Origin of the sequence: Kribbella sp. NPDC048928 (assembly GCF_043197975.1) — a bacterium.
Taxonomy (GTDB): Bacteria; Actinomycetota; Actinomycetes; order Propionibacteriales; family Kribbellaceae; genus Kribbella.
On the sequence record NZ_JBICUC010000003.1, the window covers coordinates 529,985 to 548,676 of the forward strand.

Genomic DNA, 18,692 nt, shown 5'->3' on the forward strand with positions numbered 1-18,692 from the left:
ATCCTCAGGGGGTCGGGGAGGTCGGCGGTTCGAGGCCGGTGAGGTCGCGGGCCCGGAGGTTCGGCGAACCGACCAGCCAGAGAACCGAGAGCAGCCCACCGGCCGCGGACACCAGGAGCGTCTCCCGTACCCCGATCCAGGTCCCGAGGAACCCTCCGACCACCGCGCCCAGCGGTCTGATCCCGTAGTTGATCGTGCTGTAGGCGCCGGATACCCGGCTGCGCATGTGTTCGTCGGTGACCGTCGCCTGCAGCGAATTGTTCGGTATGTCGTAACACATCACCGCGAACGACCCGACGAACTCGGCGGTCGCCAGCGCGGCCACCTTGATCCACGACGGCCCGGACGCGACGGCCGCGATCGCCATCGAGCCCGGGAAGACGACCGTTCCGACGGCGATCAGCGGACCGACGCCGATCAGCCGGCTGAGCGGTGTGGCGGCAACCGCGCCGAGCAGGCCGCCGGCGGCGCCGATGCCGAGCGCGACGCCGATCGTGCCGGCCGACAGCTCCAGTTCGCGGCTCGCGAACAGGACGAGCAGTGCGGTCCCGATCAGGTTGAAGAAGTTCACGGTGGTCGAGCAGCCGAGGCTGCGACGCAGGTACGGGTGTTGCAGCACGTACCGCATGCCTGCGCGAGCGCGCTGCCACAACGGCTCCGCGCTCTCGTCGGACGGCGCCGGGTCCGACTCGATCCGGCGCAGTTGGGTCGCCGAGAACAGGAACGTCAGCGAGTCGACGACGAGCGCCACCGGGGCGGACAGCCACTGGATCAGCAGACCGCCCAGCGCCGGGCCGCCCATGAAGGAGATCGAGCGAGTCGCGGACAGTTTGCTGTTCGCCTCCAGGAAGTGGTCGCGGTCGACGAGCCGGACGAAGAACGAGGCGTACGCGGTGTTGAACAGGACATGCGCCGTACCGGCCAGGATCGCGATCACATACAAGTGGGTCAGCGTGAGCAGATCGAGCCAGTACGCGACCGGCAGCGTGAGCAGCACGACTGTCCGGATCAGGTCGGCGGCGATCATCAGCGGGCGTTTGTCGCGCCGGTGGTCGACCCAGGCGCCGATGAACAGTGAGGCGATGTTCGGCAGCCAGACCGCCGCGGTCAGGAACCCGACCTGGCTGGGGGAGGCGTCGAGCATGGTGACGGCGATCAGCGGCAGCGCGAGCTCGGTGATCCGGTCGCCGAACTCGGAGACGCCCTGCGCGGACCAGAATCTGCGGAACCGGGGGTCCCGCCACAGGCTCGTGGCGGCGAGCGTGCTCATCAGGAATCCATTGCTTCAGGCAAGGAGATCCGCAGGTGCCGGACCGGCCGCGCGTCCGGCGGTACCTCGCCGGCCCCCCGGCGCTGGACGTACGGTGCCAGCAGTTGCTCGATCGCGGACTCGATCGCGTCCGCCTCGTCGGGGGTGATGACCAGCATCGTGTTCGCCGACCCGGCCCGCCGGCTCCACTCGGGCTCGAGGTTCGGCTCGGTCTCGGCCAGCCAGGTCTGTGCGGCCTCCAGGGCCTGGTTCATGATCTCGGTCCGCAGCAGCCGGCCCGCCTGGGCGCCTTCCGGCGTCTCTGGCATCTCGAAGCGGAATCCGGCGGCGACGGCGTACCACCAGCGTTGCCGCTTGTCAGAGCCGCTCGGCGGCGGGCCGTCCTTGACCAGCCCGAACTCGGCCAGGTGCCGCAGGTGCCAGCTCGTCACCGAGGGAGAGGCGCCGACGTGCTCGGACAACTGGGTCGCGGTCGCCGGCCCGTTCTTCTGCAGGTAGCTGAGCGCCGCGAGCCGGACCGGGTGGGCGAGCGCCCGCATCGCCTGCGGGTCGGTGATCTCGAAGTCGCCGTACGGATTCCTGAGAGACATATTTCGAGAGTAATCTCTCAGATCTCCGATGGGCAAGACCTGTCGCAGGTCCGGGTACGGCTGGACACTGGACGGTGTGTGGGACGAGAGCGATCCGGGCGCGGACCCAGCGGCCCTGTACCGGCGGACCTGGCCGGGGCTGATCGGCGTACTGACGTCGATCGGCGGATCGCGCGCGGAGGCGGAGGCGGTGGCGGAGGACGCGTACGTCAAGCTGCTCGGGCGCTGGGACGCCATCCGCCGCTACGACGACCCAGAGCTGTGGGTACGCGGCCTCGCCGTACGAACGATGGTCAGCCGCCTACAGCGCCACGAGACGCTAGCCAGGCTCGCCCGCCGGTTGCACCGCACGCGGAACGACGACGTAGCACCTGCCGGCGTGGCTGGCGAGGACATGCCAGGCGCTGGGGTGCCGGGTGGGGGCGTGGAGGAGGTGTTGGGGTTGATGTCGGCGGGGCAGCGGGCGGTGGTTGTGCTGCACGACGTGCTGGAGCTGTCGATCGAGGAGATCGCGGAGGAACTGCAGGTCGGCGTTGGCGCGGCGCGGTCTCGGCTGGCGCGGGCGCGGCAGTCGCTCGCGGTGGTGCGTGAGGTGGCCGAGAATGCGTGACCCGCTTGCCGAGTACGTCGACGAGCTGACGCCGGACGAGGCGCCGCCGTTCGAGGAGCTCGAACGGGCTCTGCGGGAGCGCCGTCGGCGACGCTCCATCGTGTCGGCCGCGGTCACCGCCGTCGTGCTCGTGATCGCGGGCGGGGTCGCGTTCGGTTCCGCTCAGCGGCACAGTGAGCCGGAGCCGACGATTGGTCTGGAACAGCCTCGGTACGTAGTCGACGGCCCGGCTCCCCAGCGGTACAAGCTCGGTACGACGGTCATCCTGCTCCGCGGCGAGATCGCGGTGACGTCGGCAGTACTGGATCCGGATCACCTGTCGGTGCTGACGGTCGGGGTCGCTCGGGACGAGGTCCCGGTCGAGCCGTGCCTGCCGAACACCGTGGTGCGGATCCTGTCCCAGGACGGGGGTTCGGTCCGGATCGCGGCGTACCGGTACGGCATCGGCCCGGATCAGAACGAAGGCCACCAGTGCACGAACGGTGGTCCCGCGCCTGCGACGATCCAGGTGGACCTCAAGCGCCCGCTCGGGAATCGCACGGTGTACGCCGGTACGACCGGTGAGCGCGTCGTACTCAAAGGACGCGGCTGTCTCAAGCAGGCTGGATCGTTCGCTGCCAGATGTCGCTGATCAGGTCCGGCCGCATGCCGACGGAGGTGTAGAGAGCGACGGCGGGGGTCGGGTTGCCGGTGTCGACGTGCAGGATCGTGCCGGTGCGACCAGCCTTCGAGTCGGTGGCGAAGGCGTTGCGCAGCAGGTACTTTGCGAGGCCGCGGCCGCGGGCGGCCGGTACGACGGCGAGCCGGCCGACGTAGCCGCAGTTGTCGGTGCTGACGAAGTTGTCGTTGCACTCGGTCGTCCCGACCGGCTGCCCGTCGAGTTCGAGGATCGTCACCTGCGACCAGTCGAAGGTCGACCGGGTTTCGCGGGACGCCACCCACTCGTCGAACGGCCGCGGCAAGGTCCCGGGCTGCTCCGCGAACGCTTCCATCAGTACGGCGTGCGCAGCCCGGCGGCTCGCCTCATCCAGAGCGCCACGCCGCACAACCACCCCCTCCGGCAGCACAGGCTCGACCACCGGACCGTCGAACATGATGCGCATCCGGTGCACAGCCGTACCGATCACATACCCACGCTCCGCGAGCACGCCGGCCAACCGCTCATCCTCCCGAACAACCCCAACCCGCAACACAACCGCCTGCGCCCCGGCGGCACTCCGACCAACTTCTTCAGCCCTGTGTTCCGCTCTCTGTAGCAGAAAATCCAGGACACTGGGGTTGGGGCTGAGGATGTCTACGGTGACGTGGGTTCCGTTGGTGATGGGGACTGCGGTCGCCGAGCCGGCGAAGTGGCCTTCGGGGTCGGAAACGACCCAGCCGTCGGTTGCCAGGTTGCAGCCGGGGTCGCGCAGGTAGTTCGCGACATCCTCGGGGCTGTGCTTCGCGAAGCCGAGCAGCGCGGACGTGTACCCCGCCGACTGCTCGGCGATCAGCGTCGCATCCTCCAGCCGCATCGCCCGGGACGTGTAACCGGCAGGCAGACTCATGCGCTCACCTCGCGCTGCCAGACTTCCAGCACCAGCGTGGCCTGCATGCCAACCGACTGATACACGCCGAGTGCCGCCGTCGGGTTGTTCGTGTCGACGTGCAGGATCGTCCCGCTCCGCCCGTCCGCCGCATCGATCGCGAACTGGTCCCGCAGCAGGAACTTCGCGAGCCCCTTCCCGCGAGCCTTCTCGAGGACGCCGAGCCGCCCGATGTAGCCGCAGTTCTCGTCCTCGACGAACTGGTCGTTGCTCGACCGCATCGCGACGGCCTCACCGTCCAGCTCGAGCACCGTCAGCTGCGACCAGTCGAACACCGAGAAGTTCTCCTGCGACGCCCTCCACTCGTCGAACGACCGTGGCGTGAACCCGAACTGCCCGTCGAAGGAAGCATTCAGTACGTCATGCGCAGCCCGCTGACCAGCCTCGTCCGGCGTGCCCCGCCGTACGACGACACCGGCCGGAACCTCAGGCGCCGGGACCACACCCGAGTGGTCGATCCGCATCCGGTAGAAGACCGTGCCGCGCTCGTACCCGTACCCGCCCAAGCGATCCCGCCGCGCCTCGTCAGCCTGGTATACGACCGTGTGCAGCTGCACCGAAGCATGCCCGAACTCCCGCCCGAACTCAGCCGCCCGCTCCGTGACCCGATCGAGCAACCACTGCTCCACCTCCAGCTCGTCCGCCATCACGTCCAGGTCGAGCTGCCGATGATCGCCCTTCCCGAACACCCAACCGAACCCGACCAGCCGATCGCCGACGAAGACGAGCCACCCGTCGCGGGCGGCGTCGAACTCCCGCGTCCGCAGCGTGTCCTGCACGTCGTCGAGGGTCCAGTCCGCGGTGCCGATCACCGAGGTGTTGTACGCGGATGCCAGCTCAAGGATCACCTGCGCATCCTCGAGTACCGGCGGGCGGACGGTGTGGTCGTCAGGCAGTACGGCGGTCATGAACGCATCGTGGTAGACGACCGCCGTACTGTCCAAATCATTAACCAGCCGTCAGCAAGCCTTGTCCCACTCCAGCTCACAAGTGGTCTGTGCGACCTTCTGGGGAGCCACGGCGGCCGGAGGCGGTGCCTGGTCCGACCAGGAGGCGAGCGTGACGCCGACCGCGTCCTCGATCGACCGCGGGCTGTCGAGATAGTTGTTGCTGATCATCGAGAACACCAGCTTGCGGCCGTCCGCGTTCGAGACGTACCCGGACAACGCGGTGACCCCGGTGAGCGAGCCGGTCTTGCCGTGCAGGTTGTTGGCGGCCGGCGTGTTCAGCATCCGGCTGCGCAGCGTTCCGCCGACGAACCGCTCGGGGTTGCCCGCGATCGGCAGCGCGTCGTACCACTGCTTCCACCAGGACTCCTGCTGCGCGCCGATCAGTACGTCGGTGACCGAGTCCGCTGTGACGTTGACCTTCCGGGACAGGCCGGAGCCGTCCGAGAGGCGGATACGGCTGGTGTCGACGCCGAGGGTCTTCGCGTAGTTCGTCACCACGTCGAGCCCGGCCGGCCAGCTGCCGTCGGCCTCGGCGACCGCGCCCATCGTCTTGACGAGCGTCTCCGCGTGCATGTTGTTGGAGAGCTTCAGGAACGGCGTCAGCAACTCGCCGACGGTCATCGACTCGTCCCGGGCGAGCCGGGTCGCACCGGACGGGGTGGCCGAGTTCTTGATGTGGCCGCTGACCGAGATGCCCTGCGTGGCCAGCGCCCGGCGGAACACGTCGGCCGCGTAGAGCTCGGGCTCCCAGACGGTCACCCAGTCCTGCTCGACCGACGACCCGAGCGGCATCGAGCCGCTCACCCGGACGACGTTGGTGCCGTGATCACGATCGACGCTGATCGTGTTCGAGGTCCCCGCAGCGCCGGTCTTGGCGGTGTTGACGATCTTGAGGACGCCGTTCGCCGGGACCAGGTTCAGCTTCGCCGGCGCGCCGGCCGCGGCCCCGGGCCGGGTCTCGACGATGGCCGTACCGGAGTCGTAGTCGGTGTTCGGCGCGAGCGTCAGCGCGGAGATCTGCGCGTTGTAGTAGAACGGCTCGTCGTCCCAGGCCCAGCTGTCGCCGAGCCGGACGTGGTCGAAGTACGTGTCGTCGGCGATCAGGTTGCCGTCGACGCGCCGGACGCCCGCGGCCTTGAGCTGCTTGGCCAGCCCGGCGTAGTCGGACTCGAGCGCGGTCGGGTCGCCGTACCCCTTCAGGTAGAGGTCACCGCGCAGCTTCCCACCGCGGACGGGTGCGGTGGCGAGTACGTCGGTGTGGAAGCGGAACGACGGGCCGAGCGTGTGCATCGCCGCCGTCGAGGTGAACAGCTTGGTGTTCGACGCGGGCAGCAGCCGCTCGGCGCCGTTCTTGTCGTACAACGTCTCGCCGGTGGTCGCGTCCCGAACCACGAGCGCGACCTGCGAACCGTCGTACCGGCTGTCGTTCAGCAGACCGTCCAGCCGCTGCTGCAGAGGCGTTGCTTGGACAGCGGTCGGCGTCGCCACGGACTGTCCGACGAAGCCGCCGGCGACCGCGGCGACCGCGGCCACGGAGGCCACCATCCCGCGCCCCGACACTCTCGGTAAAAGACTCACGAGACACTCCCTTGATCCAGGCGGAAATCAACTAGCGGGAGTCAACACCCCCCGTTCGTCAGGGTCCAGGGAATGACGGAAGGAAAGAAAAGAAAGTTGGGGGGTGTGTTCCAGGTGAATCGATGTAAAAGTTGGTCCTCACAGGTATCCGCCCCACCTGAGGAGTCACCGATGAGACGACTTCTGGCGGCCTTGGTAGCCGCCCTGAGCCTTACCACGTTCCTGTCCGTACCAGCGCATGCAGCCGCTGGGGCTGTTTTCCCGAGCGAGATCATCGGCGAGAACTTCCCCGACCCGGACATCTTCGAGCAGAACGGCACCTGGTACGCGTACGCGACCAACGGCAGCCGCGGCACCCTCCCGGTCGCGAGCGCCCCGAGCGCGAACGGCCCGTGGACGATCCGCGGCGACGCGATGCCCGGCGGCCCGTCGAGCGACTGGGCCCAGCCCGGCCGTACCTGGGCGCCCGACGTCTACCCGAACCCGGACGGCACCTACACGCTCACCTACACAGCCTGGCACAAAGCATCCGGCAGGCAGTGCATCGGAGTCGCGACTGCCACGAGTCCGCTCGGCCCGTTCCAGCCGGTCGGTACGGCGCCGTTGATCTGCCCGCTCGACATTGGTGGCGCGATCGACCCGAACACGTTCGTCGCGAACGACGGCACCCGCTACCTGGTCTGGAAGAACGACGGCAACGCGGTCAGCAAGCCGTCGACGCTCTGGCTGACCAAGACCTCGAACAACGGCCGGACGCTCGTCGGCGGCAACACCGCGATGCTCACCTCGAGCGGCATCATCGAGGCGCCGGACCTGGTGCAGCGCGGCTCGCAGTACGTCCTCTACTTCTCCGGTGGCGGGTACAGCGACTGCAACTACCTGACGTCGTACGCGACCTCGACGAGCCTCGGCGGCCCGTGGACGACGGCGTACCGGCCGTTGATGACGACCGCGACGTTCGACAGTCACGTCTGTGGGCCGGGCGGAGCGGACTTCGTCGGCGGCAAGGTGTTCCTGCATGGCTGGGTGAACGGCGGCCGGCATCTGTACGTCGCGGACGTCGGGTACGCGAACGACTACCCGGTGGTCCGCGGCAGCCGCGTCCGGTACGAAGGTGAGCGCGGCACGCTCAACCACTGCGTGGTCCGGTCGAACGCGGCCGGCGCGTCGGACGGCAAGGTGGTCGCGAAGATCGACTACGCGGATTCCTGGGTGGAGAACACCGTGTTCGCGCCGGTAGCGGGCAGTTACACGCTGCACGTCGGGTACGCCAACGGTTCCGCGTCCGCCGCGAGCCACGGTCTCGTTGTCAACGGCAACAACGCGGGCTCGGTCAGCTACCCGGTCACCGGCTGGGACAACTGGCAGCAGAGCGCCGTGTCCGTCACGCTCAACGCCGGCTGGAACACCATCCGGCTGACCAAGGGCACCCTCTACACGGAGGTCGACTACCTCGAGGTGCAGTAGAACCGTCGGCACGACCCCGTAGTCTCGTACTGCACACGAGTACGACGGGGAGCACGAAGCAGGCGATGGCGAAACCACCCGAACAGGTGTCCAAGGACCGGCGACGACGTCCGGTATGGCTGGATCTCCGCCGTACCGGACGTGGCCTGCAGGCGATGCTCTACGGCGGACTCGCCTCGCTGGTGACGCTGGTGATCACGTTCTGGCTGCTGCCGCAGATCAGCAGCGAGGGCCGGCTGCCGATCTTCCGGCTGGTCGTCCTGCTGGCGGTGTTCTCGGTGCTGATGCGCTGGATCCTGGCCGGCATCGCGGTCCTGATCGGGTCGATCGGCGTCCTGGTCGGCGGCCTGCTGTCGCAGTTCGCGGTGGTGTACCTCGGCATCACGGTCGACCCCGGCGTGAATCTGCACGGCGGGGTCGAGGCGCCGGTGCTGGTCTCGATCGTGATGTCGTCGGTGAGCGCCTTCGTCGGCTGGATCGCGTACGCGGGAAGTGACGACGCGTACGTCGCCGAGGTGATGCGGGTCGTGCACCGCCGGGCCCGGCGGATCCAGCCCGCGCCGAAGACCGGCCTGCTGATCATCCAGATCGACGGCCTGTCCGCCCCACTGCTGAACTGGATGGTCCTGGCCGGCAACCTGCCGAACCTCGGCGGCTGGATCCGGGACGGCAACCACTCGATGCTCTCCTGGCACACCGGCGTCCCGGCGACCACGCCCGCGAGCCAGGCCGGGATCCTGCACGGCGGCTCGAAGCACATCCCGGCCTTCCGGTGGTACGAGAAGGAGACCGGCCGGGTGATGGTGACGAACCGGAGCCGGGACGCGGCCGAGATCGAGGCCCGGATGTCGACCGGCCGCGGCCTGCTCGCGGACGGCGGCGTCAGCATCAGCAACAACTGGTCCGGCGACGCGGACAGCTGCGAGCTGGTCTTCAGCCGGGCCGGCCTGCCGAACAGCCGCAGCCGCGGGTACGTCCGGTTCTTCTCCAGCCCGCAGGGCGCCGCCCGCGGGCTCATCCTGTGCGTCGCGGAGATGATCAAGGAGCTCCACCAGGCGCGCCGGCAGCGGGTCCGGCACCTGGTTCCGCGGGTGAAGCGTGGCGGCGGCTACATCTTCCTGCGCGCGATCACCAACGTCCTGCTCCGCGACCTGAACGTCTCGCTGATCACCGACGAACTGGTCAAGGGCACGCCCGCGATCTACTGCGACTTCGTCGACTACGACGAGGTCGCGCACCACGCCGGCCCGACCCGGCCCGAGTCGCTGCAGACCCTCGAGGGCCTGGACCGGGTGCTCGGCGCGCTGCAGCGGATCATCGACATCCTCCCGCACTCGTACGAGATCGTCGTGCTCTCCGATCACGGGCAGAGCCAGGGCTCGACCTTCCTCCAGCGGTACGGGCGCACGCTCGCCGAGGTGGTCGACGACCTGGTCGACACCACCAAGGAGCCGGTCCAGGCGGTCGGCAAGTCCGAGGGCTGGGGCCCGGTGAACGCGTTCCTCACCGAGCTGACGATGCGCCGCAGCGTGGCCGGATCCGTCACCCGGAAGGCCCTGCACGCGAAGGCGCGCAGTGGCGAGGTTGAGCTCGGTCCGAAGGACTGCGAGCCGCCGGTCGCCGCGGACGAGCAGATGGTCGTCACCGCGTCCGGCAACCTCGCCCTGATCTACCTGGCGACCACCCCCGGCCGGGTGCCGCTGGAGGAGATCGAGCTGCTGCATCCGAAGCTGATCCCCGGGCTCGCGACCCATCCCGGCATCGGGTTCGTGGTCGTCGACTCGCTCGCCGAGGGACCGGTCGTGATCGGGCGGGCGGGGGTCCGGGTGCTGCGCTCCGGCCGGGTCGAGGGCGAGGACCCGTTGGCGCCGTACGGCGAACTCGCGGCCGCGTCGATGCTGCGACAGGCAGAGATGCCGCACAACGGCGACCTCGTCGTGGTCAGCCGGCTGGACGACTACACGCACGAGGTGGCGGCGTTCGAGGAGCTGGTCGGGTGCCACGGTGGGATCGGCGGCTGGCAGACCGAGGCGGTCCTGGTGCACCCGAGTCGCTGGGTGCTCCACGAGGCTCCCGTAGGCTCCGACGCGATGCACGAGGTGCTGATCGGCTGGCTGGAGAAGCTCGGCCAGCGCAAGGACCAGCAGGAACCGATCGAGTCGAAGGTGGAGGCCTGAGGCGTGCGAGTCACATGCGAGTGACATGCGAGTGACGTGGTGGGGTCACGCCACCACCACGATCGAGGCGAACGGCACTCGGCTCCTGACCGACCCCGTATTGACCTCACGGATCGCACATCTCCGTCGCCGCCGCGGTCCGGCTCCACTGCCCGAGGCGGGGGAGTGCGACGCGGTTCTGGTGTCGCACCTGCACGCCGATCACCTGCATCTGTCGTCGTTGCCGTTCATCTCTCCGGACGCTGCTCTGATCGTTCCGCTCGGCGCGGCGAAGCTCATCCACGCCGACAGCGGTTCCGCGTACTCGGACCGCTGCATCGAGGTTGCCCCAGGCAACCAGGTCAAGGTCGGGTCGCTGGAGATCACGGCCGTCACCGCTCATCACGACGGGCGCCGGCTGCCCTGGTCGTCGTACTCGGCGCAGGCTGTCGGCTACCGGGTCGACAGCAGTCCGAGCGTCTGGTTCGCGGGCGACACCGATCTGTACGACGGGCTCGCGGCCGAGGCCGGTCAGGTCGACCTGGCGCTGGTGCCGGTCGGGGGCTGGGGGCCGTCGCTCGGTCCGGGACACCTGGATCCGGTGCGGGCCGCGGAGGCGGTGCGGCGGGTCGGCGCGGGGACGGCGGTGCCGGTACATTTCGGGACGTTCTGGCCGATCGGCTGCGACTGGATCAAGCCGGAGCTGTTCCTGCCGCCGGGGGAGAGGTTCAAGACCGCGATGACCGAGGTGGATCCCGCGGTGAAGGTCGAGGTCCTCACACCGGGCGACGCACTCGAGGTGCTGGCATGAGCGGTGACGCCAAGTTCGACCTTTGGTACTTGTTCGCCTTGGCCGGCGCGGTGCTGATCGGTGCGGTGCTGCCCGTGCTGCCGACCGGTGCTGCGGTGTCGGCCGGCGCGGTGCTGGCGTCGCACAGTCACCCGATCGGGCTGGTCGGCGTGCTGATCGCGGGCGCTGCCGGTGCGTACGTCGGCGACCTGATCGTGTACGCCGGGTGCCGGTTCGGCGGTGAGCGACTGGCCAAGCGGATCGGGTGGTTGCGCAACAACGCCTCGCTCGACGCGCTCCGGGAGCGATTGGCCGAGCACGAGATCGGCGTACTGCTCACCTCCCGGCTCGTACCGGGCGGGCGGGTGCCGGTGCTGCTCGCCGCGGGGCTCGCCGGATACAAGTGGGAGCGGTTCGCCATCGTCGACCTGGCCGCGTCGTCGCTGTGGGCGGCGGTCTACATGGCGATCGGCCTGCTCGGCTACGCGCTGTTCGACGAGCCATGGGAGGGCGTCGTCGCGGCGATCGTGCTGGTCATCCTGACGACCGTCGTGAGCACCCTCATCCAGCGCGCCCGGCGCAAGCACTCATCGGGTGTCTGAGAACCCTCTCACATGCCGAATGAGGCGTTCTTGAGCCGCTCGACCGTCTCCGCGTCGCCGTCCAGCTGAACGTCGGCCACCTGCTGCCGCCCGAAACAGAACAGCACCAGCTCGCTCGGCTCGCCCGTGACGGTCACCGACCCGTGCTCGTTCGGACGCTTCGCAACCGCCGTCGTACCGTCCGGACGGCTGAGCACGACACCGCTCGGCGCCTTACGTGTCATCGCCCGGCCGCCGAGCTTGACCGCCTTCCACAGGCCGTCCTGCTGCTCGGCCGGCAGTTCACGGACGTCGAACGACGGTTGGGCGCGCCGTACGTCCTCGTGGTGCACGAAGTACTCCGTGGTGTTCAGCTGTGGACCGACCTTCGGCACCGAGAACAGCGACGCGCGCGGCGGGCCGTTGCGGACCTTGCCGACCACCTCCGTGAACCCGTAGCGATCCTTCGCCCGCTGCATCCGCCGCTCGGTCGTCTCGGCCAGCGCGGAGATCATCAGGCCCGGCCCGGCCTTCGGATCCGCCTCCCGGACGTACAGGTGCACTGCGAGGTCGTACGCGTCCCAGCCCTCACACAGCGTCGGCGCCGCAGGCCCCACCTCGTCGAACAGATCACACAGAGCAAGTCGCTCTACCCGGCTGTAGTCAGTCACATTCTCGATCGTAGTTGTCGGGTGCGAATGGCAGAATGTCATTCGTTGTCATGTTTGTGTCCCGCGTATGCACCTGACTGCCCTGGAGCCTGTTTTGCCTGTCCCGAAAGTCCCAGACCAGGGCAGCGTCACCCGGCGGGGGTTCGGGGTGCTGCGGGTTGCGATCTGGGAGGAGCCGGGCATCTTCGCGCTGTCCGTGCTCGCCAGCATGCTGTACGGCGCGATGACCGTGGCCGGCGGCTGGGCGCTCGGCTGGTCCACCGACCACCTGATCCGCCCGTCGTTCGAGCGCGGTGACGTCCAGGGCGGCACGATCGCGGCGCTGATCTCGCTGTTCCTCGGGATCGCGATCCTGAACGCGATCGGCGTCGTCGGGCGCCGGCTCGGTGCGGGCGTGATGCAGTTCCGGCTGCAGGCGACGTACCGCCGCCGCGTCACCCGGCAGTACCTGAAGCTGCCGCTCGAGTGGCACCACCAGCACTCGACCGGCATGTTGCTCTCGAACGCGAACGCCGACGTGGAGTCGACCTGGTTCGTGATCGCGCCGCTGCCGATGGCGATCGGTGTGATCGCGATGCTGGCGTTCGCGACCGTGGCGATGTTCGCGGCCGACGTCTGGCTGGCGCTGGTCGGCTGCCTGGTGTTCCCGCTGGTGTTCGTCGCGAACGTGATCTTCCAGCGGTACCTGCAGCCGCTCGCGACCCGCGCGCAGCAGCTCCGCGCCGACGTGTCCGAGGTGGCGCACGAGTCCTTCGACGGTGCCCTGGTGGTGAAGACGCTGGGCCGCGAGGCGGCCGAGACCGAGCGCTTCCGCGGCCCGACGTACGCGCTCCGGGACGCGAACATCGCGGTGAACAAGGCGCGCGGCATGTTCGACCCGGTCATCGACGGTCTGCCCCGGCTCGGCGTACTGGCAGTGCTGCTCGTCGGCGTCGGGCGGGTGCGCTCAGGCGGTGCCGACGCCGGTGACGTGGTGCAGGTGGCGTTCCTGTTCACGCTGATCGGCTTCCCGATCCGGGCGCTCGGCTGGGTGCTCGGTGAGCTCCCGCGGTCGGTCGTCGGCTGGGACCGCGTGCAGCGGGTCCTGACCGCGGAGGGCGGGATGGAGTACGGCGATGCGCGGCTCACGTCGACGAAGGCGGCGCGGGTCCAGGTCGCCGGCGTCCGGTTCGGGTACCTGCCCGAGCGCGACGTACTGGCCGGTGTGGACTTCATGGTCGAACCCGGCCGGACCGTCGCGGTCGTCGGGCCAACAGGGTCCGGGAAGTCCACGATGACGACGCTGCTCACGCGGCTCGTCGACCCGGAGCGGGGCGCGGTCAAGATCGACGGGATCGACCTGCGAGAGCTGGCCCGCGACGAGCTGGCCGGATCGGTGGCGCTGGTCGCGCAGACCGCGTTCCTGTTCGACGACACGATCCGCGGCAACATCACGCTCGGCGGCCAGTACACCGACGACGACGTCTGGGACGCGCTGCGGATCGCCCAGGGCGACGGCTTCGTGAAGGCGATGGCCGACGGTTTGGACACGAAGGTCGGCGAGCGCGGCGCGACCCTGTCCGGTGGGCAGCGGCAGCGGATCGCGCTCGCCCGGGCGCTGGTTCGGCGGCCGCGGCTGCTGATCCTCGACGACGCGACCAGTGCGGTGGACCCCCAGGTCGAGGCACGGATCCTGGCCGGGCTGCGGACCGCCGTACAGGAGGACTCCGGCGCGGCCACCACGGTTCTCGTGATCGCGTACCGGAAGGCGACGATCTCGCTCGCCGACGAGGTGCTGTTCCTGGACGAGGGCCGGATCCAGGCGCACGGCACCCACACCGAGCTGCAGCAGTCGACCGCGGCGTACCGCGACCTTGTGGACGCGTACGAGAAGGACGCCGAGCGGCGGGCCGAGGAAGAGGAGGTTTCAGCGTGAGCGCGGCGGAGGCTTCGCGGCTTGACCACGGCGACAACGCGGGTGGACTTCAGACCCTGAAGGACGGTCTGAAGGTCTCGCCCGAGCTGGCGCGCGGGTGGTGGCTGACCGGGATTCTCGCGCTGACGATGACGGCCGGACGGATCGTCGTCCCGATCGCGGTCCAGCAGACCATCGACAAGGGCCTGTCCGGTCCGAACGGGCCGAACATGTCCTACGTCGCCTGGATGTGCCTGATCTGCGCGGTCGGCGTGATCCTGACCGCGGGCGCGTCGTACCTCACGACCGTACGGCTCGCGGTGAACTCGGAGTCCGGGCTGGCGACCATGCGGATCAAGGCGTTCCGGCACGTGCACGACCTGCCGGTGCTGACCCAGAGCACCGAGCGGCGCGGCGCGCTGGTCAGCCGGGTCACGTCGGACGTGGACACGGTGTCGCAGTTCCTGCAGTTCGGCGGGTTCATCTTCCTGGTCAGCCTCGGGCAGATGCTGCTCGCGTCGATCGTGATGTTCTTCTACTCGTGGCAGCTCGCGCTGGTCGTCCTGCTCTGCTTCGTCCCGCTGTTCGGCAGCCTCAAGTACCTGCAGCGCGCGATGTCGGCCGCGTACGGCATCGTCCGCGCGAAGGTCGGCGAGATGCTGTCCGCGATCTCGGAGCCGGTGGTCGGGGCGCAGGTGGTCCGCTCGTACGCGATCGAAGGCCGCACCCAGGGCCGCATCGACGCCTCGATCGAGGACTACCGAAAGACCGCGACCAAGGCCCAGGCGATCACCGGCCTGACGTTCTCGATCGGCGGCCTGGCGGCCGGGCTCGCGAACGCCGGCGTCCTGACGGTCGGCGTACTGCTCGGAGTCGACAAGCAGGCCACGCTCGGCGAGCTGCTCGCGTTCATGTTCCTGGTCGCGCTGTTCTCGGACCCGGTGCAGATCGCGACGCAGGTGCTCACCGACGCGCAGAGCGCGTTCGCCGGTTGGCGCCGGGTGCTCGGCGTGATCGCGACGCCGGCCGACGTTGCGGACCCCGGCGAGCAGGGCGTGAAGCAGGCCCGCGGGCCGATCACCGTCGAGTTCGACGACGTCGATTTCGCTTATCCGGAAGGCGAACTGGTCCTCCGTGACGTCGACGTCACGATCGAGCCGCACCGGCGGGTCGCGGTCGTCGGCGAGACCGGGTCGGGCAAGACGACGTTCGCGAAACTGCTCACCCGGCTGATGGACCCGACGTCCGGCGCGGTGCGGCTGGACGGCGCCGACGCGCGCGAGATCTCGTTCGACTCGCTGCGCGAGCGGGTCGTCATGGTGCCCCAGGACGGGTACCTGTTCGACGCGTCGCTCGCCGACAACGTACGGTTCGGCCGGCCGGAGGTGACCGACGCCGAGCTGCTGGCGGCGTTCGAGGCGCTCGGGCTGACCGAGTGGCTGGAGTCGTTGCCGGACGGCCTGGATTCGCCGGTCGGGCAGCGCGGTGAGTCGTTGTCCGCGGGGGAGCGGCAGCTGGTCGCACTGGTCCGCGCGAACATCGCCGACCCGGACCTGCTCGTCCTCGACGAGGCGACGTCAGCCGTCGACCCCGGCACCGAGGTCCGCGTCAACGCGGCGCTGGAGCGGCTGATGGCGGGACGTACGTCGGTCACGATCGCTCACCGACTGTCGACCGCCGAGGCCGCGGACGAGATCCTGGTCTTCGACGAAGGCGTCATCGTCGAACGCGGCCCGCACGCCCAACTCGTCACCGCAGACGGCGTCTACACCCGCCTCCACAACAGCTGGATAGCCCAACGCAGCACCCCCTGACCCCATTTCCCTGGCAGACCCACGAATTTGCCTGGCCTGCCAGCCAATTTGCCTGGCAGACCAGCCAAAATGGGGGTTCCTGACCCGTTCTCAGGGTCCGGAACCCCGCATTTCGCTGGCCGACCAGTCAAAACGTGTTGATCAGGGGGTCGGCGCGGCCCCGTTGCTCGGCCCCGGCTGCGGGACCAGCAGGAACTCGACACCACCCTTGTCGTCGACCGCCGCGTCCAGGATCTTGTCGTCGAGGGCGTTCGCGGCGTTCTGCTCGAGGAAGACCCGGGCACCCGCCTCCTCGACGACCTGGTCGCCCGGTTGCGGAGCCTCGGTCGTAGTCACCGCGAGCGCCGGATCCGCCGGGTTCTCCTGCGAGATCCGCACCCCGGCCCCGTCCGGCGCGCCCTCGACCCCGGTGATGCTCTTGATCACCAGCGTCGCGTTCTCTGTCAGGGTCAGCACAGCCCACTCCATCCGTCGGTTGTCACTAGCCCCCGCCCCGTGCCCGCCCCCCAAAAACCCAAACCCCACCCACTCCGGTTTGGTGCGGCGTGGGGTTGCCTGGCCGGTCCGGGTGGTGGGTTGTGGCGGGGTGGGGGTGGTGGTGTGGGATGGGGGGATGGGTATTCGGTTGGGGTTGGTGGGGGTTGGGGAGTTGGCGGATGTGCTGGGGGTCCTGCGGGGGTGGGCTCGCGAGGGGGTGGGGTTGCAGTTGCATCCGGGGGACTTGGGGTGGTTCTGGCGGTTCGGGGAGGAGCGGACGGCTGCGGCTACGCGGGTGTGGCGGCGGGGTGGGGAGATTGTCGCGGTCGGGTTGCTCGATGAGCCGGACTGGTTGCGGCTGGCGATTGCGCCGGAGTTGCAGCGGGACGAGGAGTTGGCGCAGCGGATCGCCGACGACGTGGCGACGCCGGCCGGTGGGGTGCTGATCGAGGGCAAGGTGTACGTCGACGCGCCGATGGGCGCGCTGGTGCAGGACCTGCTGTTCAAGGAGGGCTGGAACGCGGACGTGCCGTGGGTCCCGATCCGGCGCGATCTGGCTGACCCGGTGCCGGACCCGGGCGCGCGGGTCGACGTGATCGGTGCGGAGGAGGCGCATGAGCGTACGTCCGTACAGCGCGCCTCGTTCGACGGGTCGACGTTCACCAATGAGCGGTGGTTCGCGATGTCGGACGGGCCGGCGTACGCCGATGCACGCTGTCTGGTGTTGCGCAACCAGCTCGGTGAATCGGTGGCTGCGGCGACCGTCTGGTCGGCCGGCGAGGGGCGCCCGGGGTACATCGAGCCGATGGGCGTGCACCGGTTGCACCGCGGTCGTGGGTACGGCACCGCGATGGTGCTCGCCTGCGCGCGAACGCTGCGGGAGCTCGGCTCGTCGAGCGTCTACACGGTCACGCCCGGCACCAACGTAGGCGCAATCGCGACGTACCAGGCAGCCGGTCTCACACCACTCGACGAGATCCGCGCCCAGTACCGAACCGCCTGAACCCGAGCGGGCGCACTACCTCCTAACGACAGGAGGTAGTGCGCCCGCTCGGCCGGCGCCACGCTCAGCGCTGCGCGCCGACCGGGCGATCGAGGCACTACCTCCTGTCGTTAGCCGAGTCAGCGGCGTCGTCCGCGGCTCGGAGGACTCGAAGGATGTTGCCGCCGGCAAGTTTTCCGAGGTCCTGGTCGCTCCACCCGCGGTCGGCGAGGGCTTCGAAGAGGACCGGGTACGAGGCGACGTCCGGCAGTTCGACCGGGAACTCGGGGCAGCCGTCGTAGTCGCCGCCGACGCCGATGTGGTCGATACCGGCCACTTCCCGTACGTGTTCGACGTGCCCGACCACGTCGGCGAGCGTGACGTCGGGCCGCGGTACGTCGTACATCGCCAGGACCTTCTCGAGGTGCTCAGGCGCTTCGAGGTCGTGCTCCTTGGCCAGTGCATGCAGCCCGCCGAGCCAGTCGACGTACGGCTGGGAGACGAACGCCGGTACGAACGTCACCATGCAGACGCCGTCGTTGCCGGCCAGCGTCTCGAGGACGTCGTCCGGTGCGTTCCGCGGTACGTCGCAGACCGCGCGGGACGAGGAGTGGCTGAAGATCACCGGCGCGCTGGTCACCCGGAGCGCGTGCCGCATGGTGTCCGCGGAGACGTGCGAGAGGTCGACGAGCATGCCGATCCGGTTCATCTCCCGGACGACCTCCTCGCCGAACTCGTTCAGCCCGCCGAGCACCGGCTCGTCGGTGGCCGAGTCCGCCCAGGACACGTTGTGGTTGTGGGTGAGCGTCATGTACCGGACGCCGAGGGCGCGCATCACCCGCAGTACGCCGAGCGACTCACCGATCGAGTGGCCGCCCTCCATGCCCATCAGCGACGCGATCCGCCCGGCCTTGATCGCCGCCTCCACCTCGTCGGCGGTGTCCGTGAGCTGGAGGTCGTCCGGGAAGCGCTCGACGAGCCGGCGAACGAAGTCGAGCTGCTCGAACGTCCGCCGGACGGCATGCTCGTCCTGCGGCACCCACAGCGACCAGAACTGGGCGCCGACCTGCCCCGCACGCAGCCGCGGGAGGTCCGTGTTCAGCGCCGGCACCGGCCCGGCCAGGTCGTACGCGTCCAGGTCGTACCCGCACAACTCGTAGAACGCGATCGGCAGGTCGTTGTGCCCGTCGATCACCGGATGGTCCGCCAGCACCGTCTGAACCCGCGCCGCACTCGTCATGTAGTCATCCTGTCAGCAATCGCCCCGCCGGGCTTC

17 protein-coding genes are annotated in these 18,692 nt (G+C 69.2%); 9 read left to right on the forward strand and 8 right to left on the reverse strand.

The genetic code is table 11. The features are described 5' to 3' along the window. Window positions 1-4: 4 nt before the first annotated feature. Entirely contained in the window at window positions 5-1,270 is a 1,266-nt protein-coding gene (locus ACGFI6_RS15950) for an MFS transporter (protein WP_393119043.1), read from the reverse strand. After that, window positions 1,270-1,860 (reverse strand): ArsR/SmtB family transcription factor, encoded by a 591-nt coding sequence (locus ACGFI6_RS15955; RefSeq protein WP_393119045.1) that lies wholly within the window; start codon window positions 1,858-1,860, stop codon window positions 1,270-1,272. Before ACGFI6_RS15955 ends, ACGFI6_RS15950 begins: the two co-directional genes overlap by 1 nt. A gap of 28 nt (window positions 1,861-1,888) precedes the next feature. On the opposite strand from ACGFI6_RS15955, the gene ACGFI6_RS15960 reads away from it, so the two are divergent. Continuing rightward, a complete protein-coding gene (locus ACGFI6_RS15960; protein ID WP_393119046.1) occupies window positions 1,889-2,470 on the forward strand; it encodes a sigma factor-like helix-turn-helix DNA-binding protein in 582 nt (193 codons plus the stop codon). Beyond that, window positions 2,463-3,101 carry a hypothetical protein gene (locus ACGFI6_RS15965; RefSeq protein ID WP_393119048.1) on the forward strand — a complete coding sequence of 213 codons (639 nt, stop codon included), beginning with the start codon at window positions 2,463-2,465 and terminating at the stop codon, window positions 3,099-3,101. Before ACGFI6_RS15960 ends, ACGFI6_RS15965 begins: the two co-directional genes overlap by 8 nt. Here the strand turns inward: ACGFI6_RS15965 and ACGFI6_RS15970 are convergent. From ACGFI6_RS15970 to dacB, 3 genes are read right to left on the reverse strand one after another with little or no spacing between them, the layout of a single operon-like run. After that, on the reverse strand, window positions 3,064-4,017 hold the full coding sequence (locus ACGFI6_RS15970) for a GNAT family N-acetyltransferase (RefSeq protein WP_393119050.1): 954 nt from the start codon (window positions 4,015-4,017) through the stop codon (window positions 3,064-3,066). The two genes, ACGFI6_RS15965 and ACGFI6_RS15970, sit on opposite strands and share 38 nt — an antisense overlap. Further along, the gene (locus tag ACGFI6_RS15975) at window positions 4,014-4,964 is read right to left on the reverse strand and encodes a GNAT family N-acetyltransferase (RefSeq protein WP_393119052.1); all 951 of its coding nucleotides are present in this window, start codon (window positions 4,962-4,964) and stop codon (window positions 4,014-4,016) included. Before ACGFI6_RS15975 ends, ACGFI6_RS15970 begins: the two co-directional genes overlap by 4 nt. 51 nt (window positions 4,965-5,015) lie before the next feature. Continuing rightward, complete coding sequence (gene dacB, locus ACGFI6_RS15980; protein WP_393119054.1) at window positions 5,016-6,584, reverse strand: D-alanyl-D-alanine carboxypeptidase/D-alanyl-D-alanine-endopeptidase; 1,569 nt, start codon at window positions 6,582-6,584, stop codon at window positions 5,016-5,018. 171 nt (window positions 6,585-6,755) lie between these two features. Between dacB and ACGFI6_RS15985 the strand changes: the two genes are divergently transcribed. The 4 genes from ACGFI6_RS15985 to ACGFI6_RS16000 all read left to right on the forward strand — a co-directional run bounded on the left by ACGFI6_RS15985 (window position 6,756) and on the right by ACGFI6_RS16000 (window position 11,599). Then, on the forward strand, window positions 6,756-8,051 hold the full coding sequence (locus ACGFI6_RS15985) for a family 43 glycosylhydrolase (RefSeq protein WP_393119056.1): 1,296 nt from the start codon (window positions 6,756-6,758) through the stop codon (window positions 8,049-8,051). A 65-nt stretch (window positions 8,052-8,116) separates the two neighbouring features. Continuing rightward, a complete protein-coding gene (locus ACGFI6_RS15990; RefSeq protein ID WP_393119058.1) occupies window positions 8,117-10,228 on the forward strand; it encodes an alkaline phosphatase family protein in 2,112 nt (703 codons plus the stop codon). Between the two features lie 25 nt (window positions 10,229-10,253). Further along, window positions 10,254-11,018: an MBL fold metallo-hydrolase gene (locus ACGFI6_RS15995; protein ID WP_393119060.1), complete on the forward strand. Its 765-nt coding sequence runs from the start codon at window positions 10,254-10,256 to the stop codon at window positions 11,016-11,018. Continuing rightward, window positions 11,015-11,599, forward strand: coding sequence for a DedA family protein (locus ACGFI6_RS16000; protein ID WP_393119062.1), 585 nt, complete (start codon window positions 11,015-11,017; stop codon window positions 11,597-11,599). The genes ACGFI6_RS15995 and ACGFI6_RS16000 overlap by 4 nt, the downstream gene beginning before the upstream one ends. Before the next feature lie 8 nt (window positions 11,600-11,607). Here the strand turns inward: ACGFI6_RS16000 and ACGFI6_RS16005 are convergent, their stop codons facing one another. Continuing rightward, window positions 11,608-12,249 (reverse strand): TIGR03085 family metal-binding protein, encoded by a 642-nt coding sequence (locus tag ACGFI6_RS16005; protein ID WP_393119063.1) that lies wholly within the window; start codon window positions 12,247-12,249, stop codon window positions 11,608-11,610. A 94-nt stretch (window positions 12,250-12,343) separates the two neighbouring features. Between ACGFI6_RS16005 and ACGFI6_RS16010 the strand changes: the two genes are divergently transcribed. After that, window positions 12,344-14,164, forward strand: a complete 1,821-nt coding sequence (locus ACGFI6_RS16010) for an ABC transporter ATP-binding protein (RefSeq protein ID WP_393119065.1) — start codon at window positions 12,344-12,346, stop codon at window positions 14,162-14,164. Further along, complete coding sequence (locus tag ACGFI6_RS16015; RefSeq protein WP_393119067.1) at window positions 14,161-15,957, forward strand: ABC transporter ATP-binding protein; 1,797 nt, start codon at window positions 14,161-14,163, stop codon at window positions 15,955-15,957. The genes ACGFI6_RS16010 and ACGFI6_RS16015 overlap by 4 nt, the downstream gene beginning before the upstream one ends. A 141-nt stretch (window positions 15,958-16,098) precedes the next feature. Here the strand turns inward: ACGFI6_RS16015 and ACGFI6_RS16020 are convergent, their stop codons facing one another. Further along, complete coding sequence (locus tag ACGFI6_RS16020) at window positions 16,099-16,413, reverse strand: Fe-S cluster assembly protein HesB (RefSeq protein ID WP_130379542.1); 315 nt, start codon at window positions 16,411-16,413, stop codon at window positions 16,099-16,101. Between the two features lie 238 nt (window positions 16,414-16,651). Between ACGFI6_RS16020 and ACGFI6_RS16025 the strand changes: the two genes are divergently transcribed. Then, entirely contained in the window at window positions 16,652-17,437 is a 786-nt protein-coding gene (locus tag ACGFI6_RS16025; protein ID WP_393119069.1) for a GNAT family N-acetyltransferase, read from the forward strand. 97 nt (window positions 17,438-17,534) lie between these two features. Here the strand turns inward: ACGFI6_RS16025 and ACGFI6_RS16030 are convergent, their stop codons facing one another. Continuing rightward, window positions 17,535-18,656, reverse strand: coding sequence for a dipeptidase (locus ACGFI6_RS16030; protein WP_393119071.1), 1,122 nt, complete (start codon window positions 18,654-18,656; stop codon window positions 17,535-17,537). Between the last annotated feature and the right edge of the window lie 36 nt (window positions 18,657-18,692).

What these genes read in the sequence shown, in the direction of transcription:
- ACGFI6_RS16000 (WP_393119062.1), top strand. Translation starts at nt 11,015, where the DNA reads ATGAGCGGTGACGCCAAGTTCGACCTTTGGTACTTGTTCGCCTTGGCC.
- ACGFI6_RS15975 (WP_393119052.1), bottom strand. Translation starts at nt 4,964, where the DNA reads ATGACCGCCGTACTGCCTGACGACCACACCGTCCGCCCGCCGGTACTC.
- ACGFI6_RS15955 (WP_393119045.1), bottom strand. Translation starts at nt 1,860, where the DNA reads ATGTCTCTCAGGAATCCGTACGGCGACTTCGAGATCACCGACCCGCAG.
- ACGFI6_RS15950 (WP_393119043.1), bottom strand. Translation starts at nt 1,270, where the DNA reads ATGAGCACGCTCGCCGCCACGAGCCTGTGGCGGGACCCCCGGTTCCGC.
- ACGFI6_RS15970 (WP_393119050.1), bottom strand. Translation starts at nt 4,017, where the DNA reads ATGAGTCTGCCTGCCGGTTACACGTCCCGGGCGATGCGGCTGGAGGAT.
- ACGFI6_RS15965 (WP_393119048.1), top strand. Translation starts at nt 2,463, where the DNA reads ATGCGTGACCCGCTTGCCGAGTACGTCGACGAGCTGACGCCGGACGAG.
- ACGFI6_RS15995 (WP_393119060.1), top strand. Translation starts at nt 10,254, where the DNA reads ATGCGAGTGACGTGGTGGGGTCACGCCACCACCACGATCGAGGCGAAC.
- ACGFI6_RS15990 (WP_393119058.1), top strand. Translation starts at nt 8,117, where the DNA reads ATGGCGAAACCACCCGAACAGGTGTCCAAGGACCGGCGACGACGTCCG.
- ACGFI6_RS15985 (WP_393119056.1), top strand. Translation starts at nt 6,756, where the DNA reads ATGAGACGACTTCTGGCGGCCTTGGTAGCCGCCCTGAGCCTTACCACG.
- ACGFI6_RS16030 (WP_393119071.1), bottom strand. Translation starts at nt 18,656, where the DNA reads ATGACGAGTGCGGCGCGGGTTCAGACGGTGCTGGCGGACCATCCGGTG.
- ACGFI6_RS15960 (WP_393119046.1), top strand. Translation starts at nt 1,889, where the DNA reads ATGGGCAAGACCTGTCGCAGGTCCGGGTACGGCTGGACACTGGACGGT.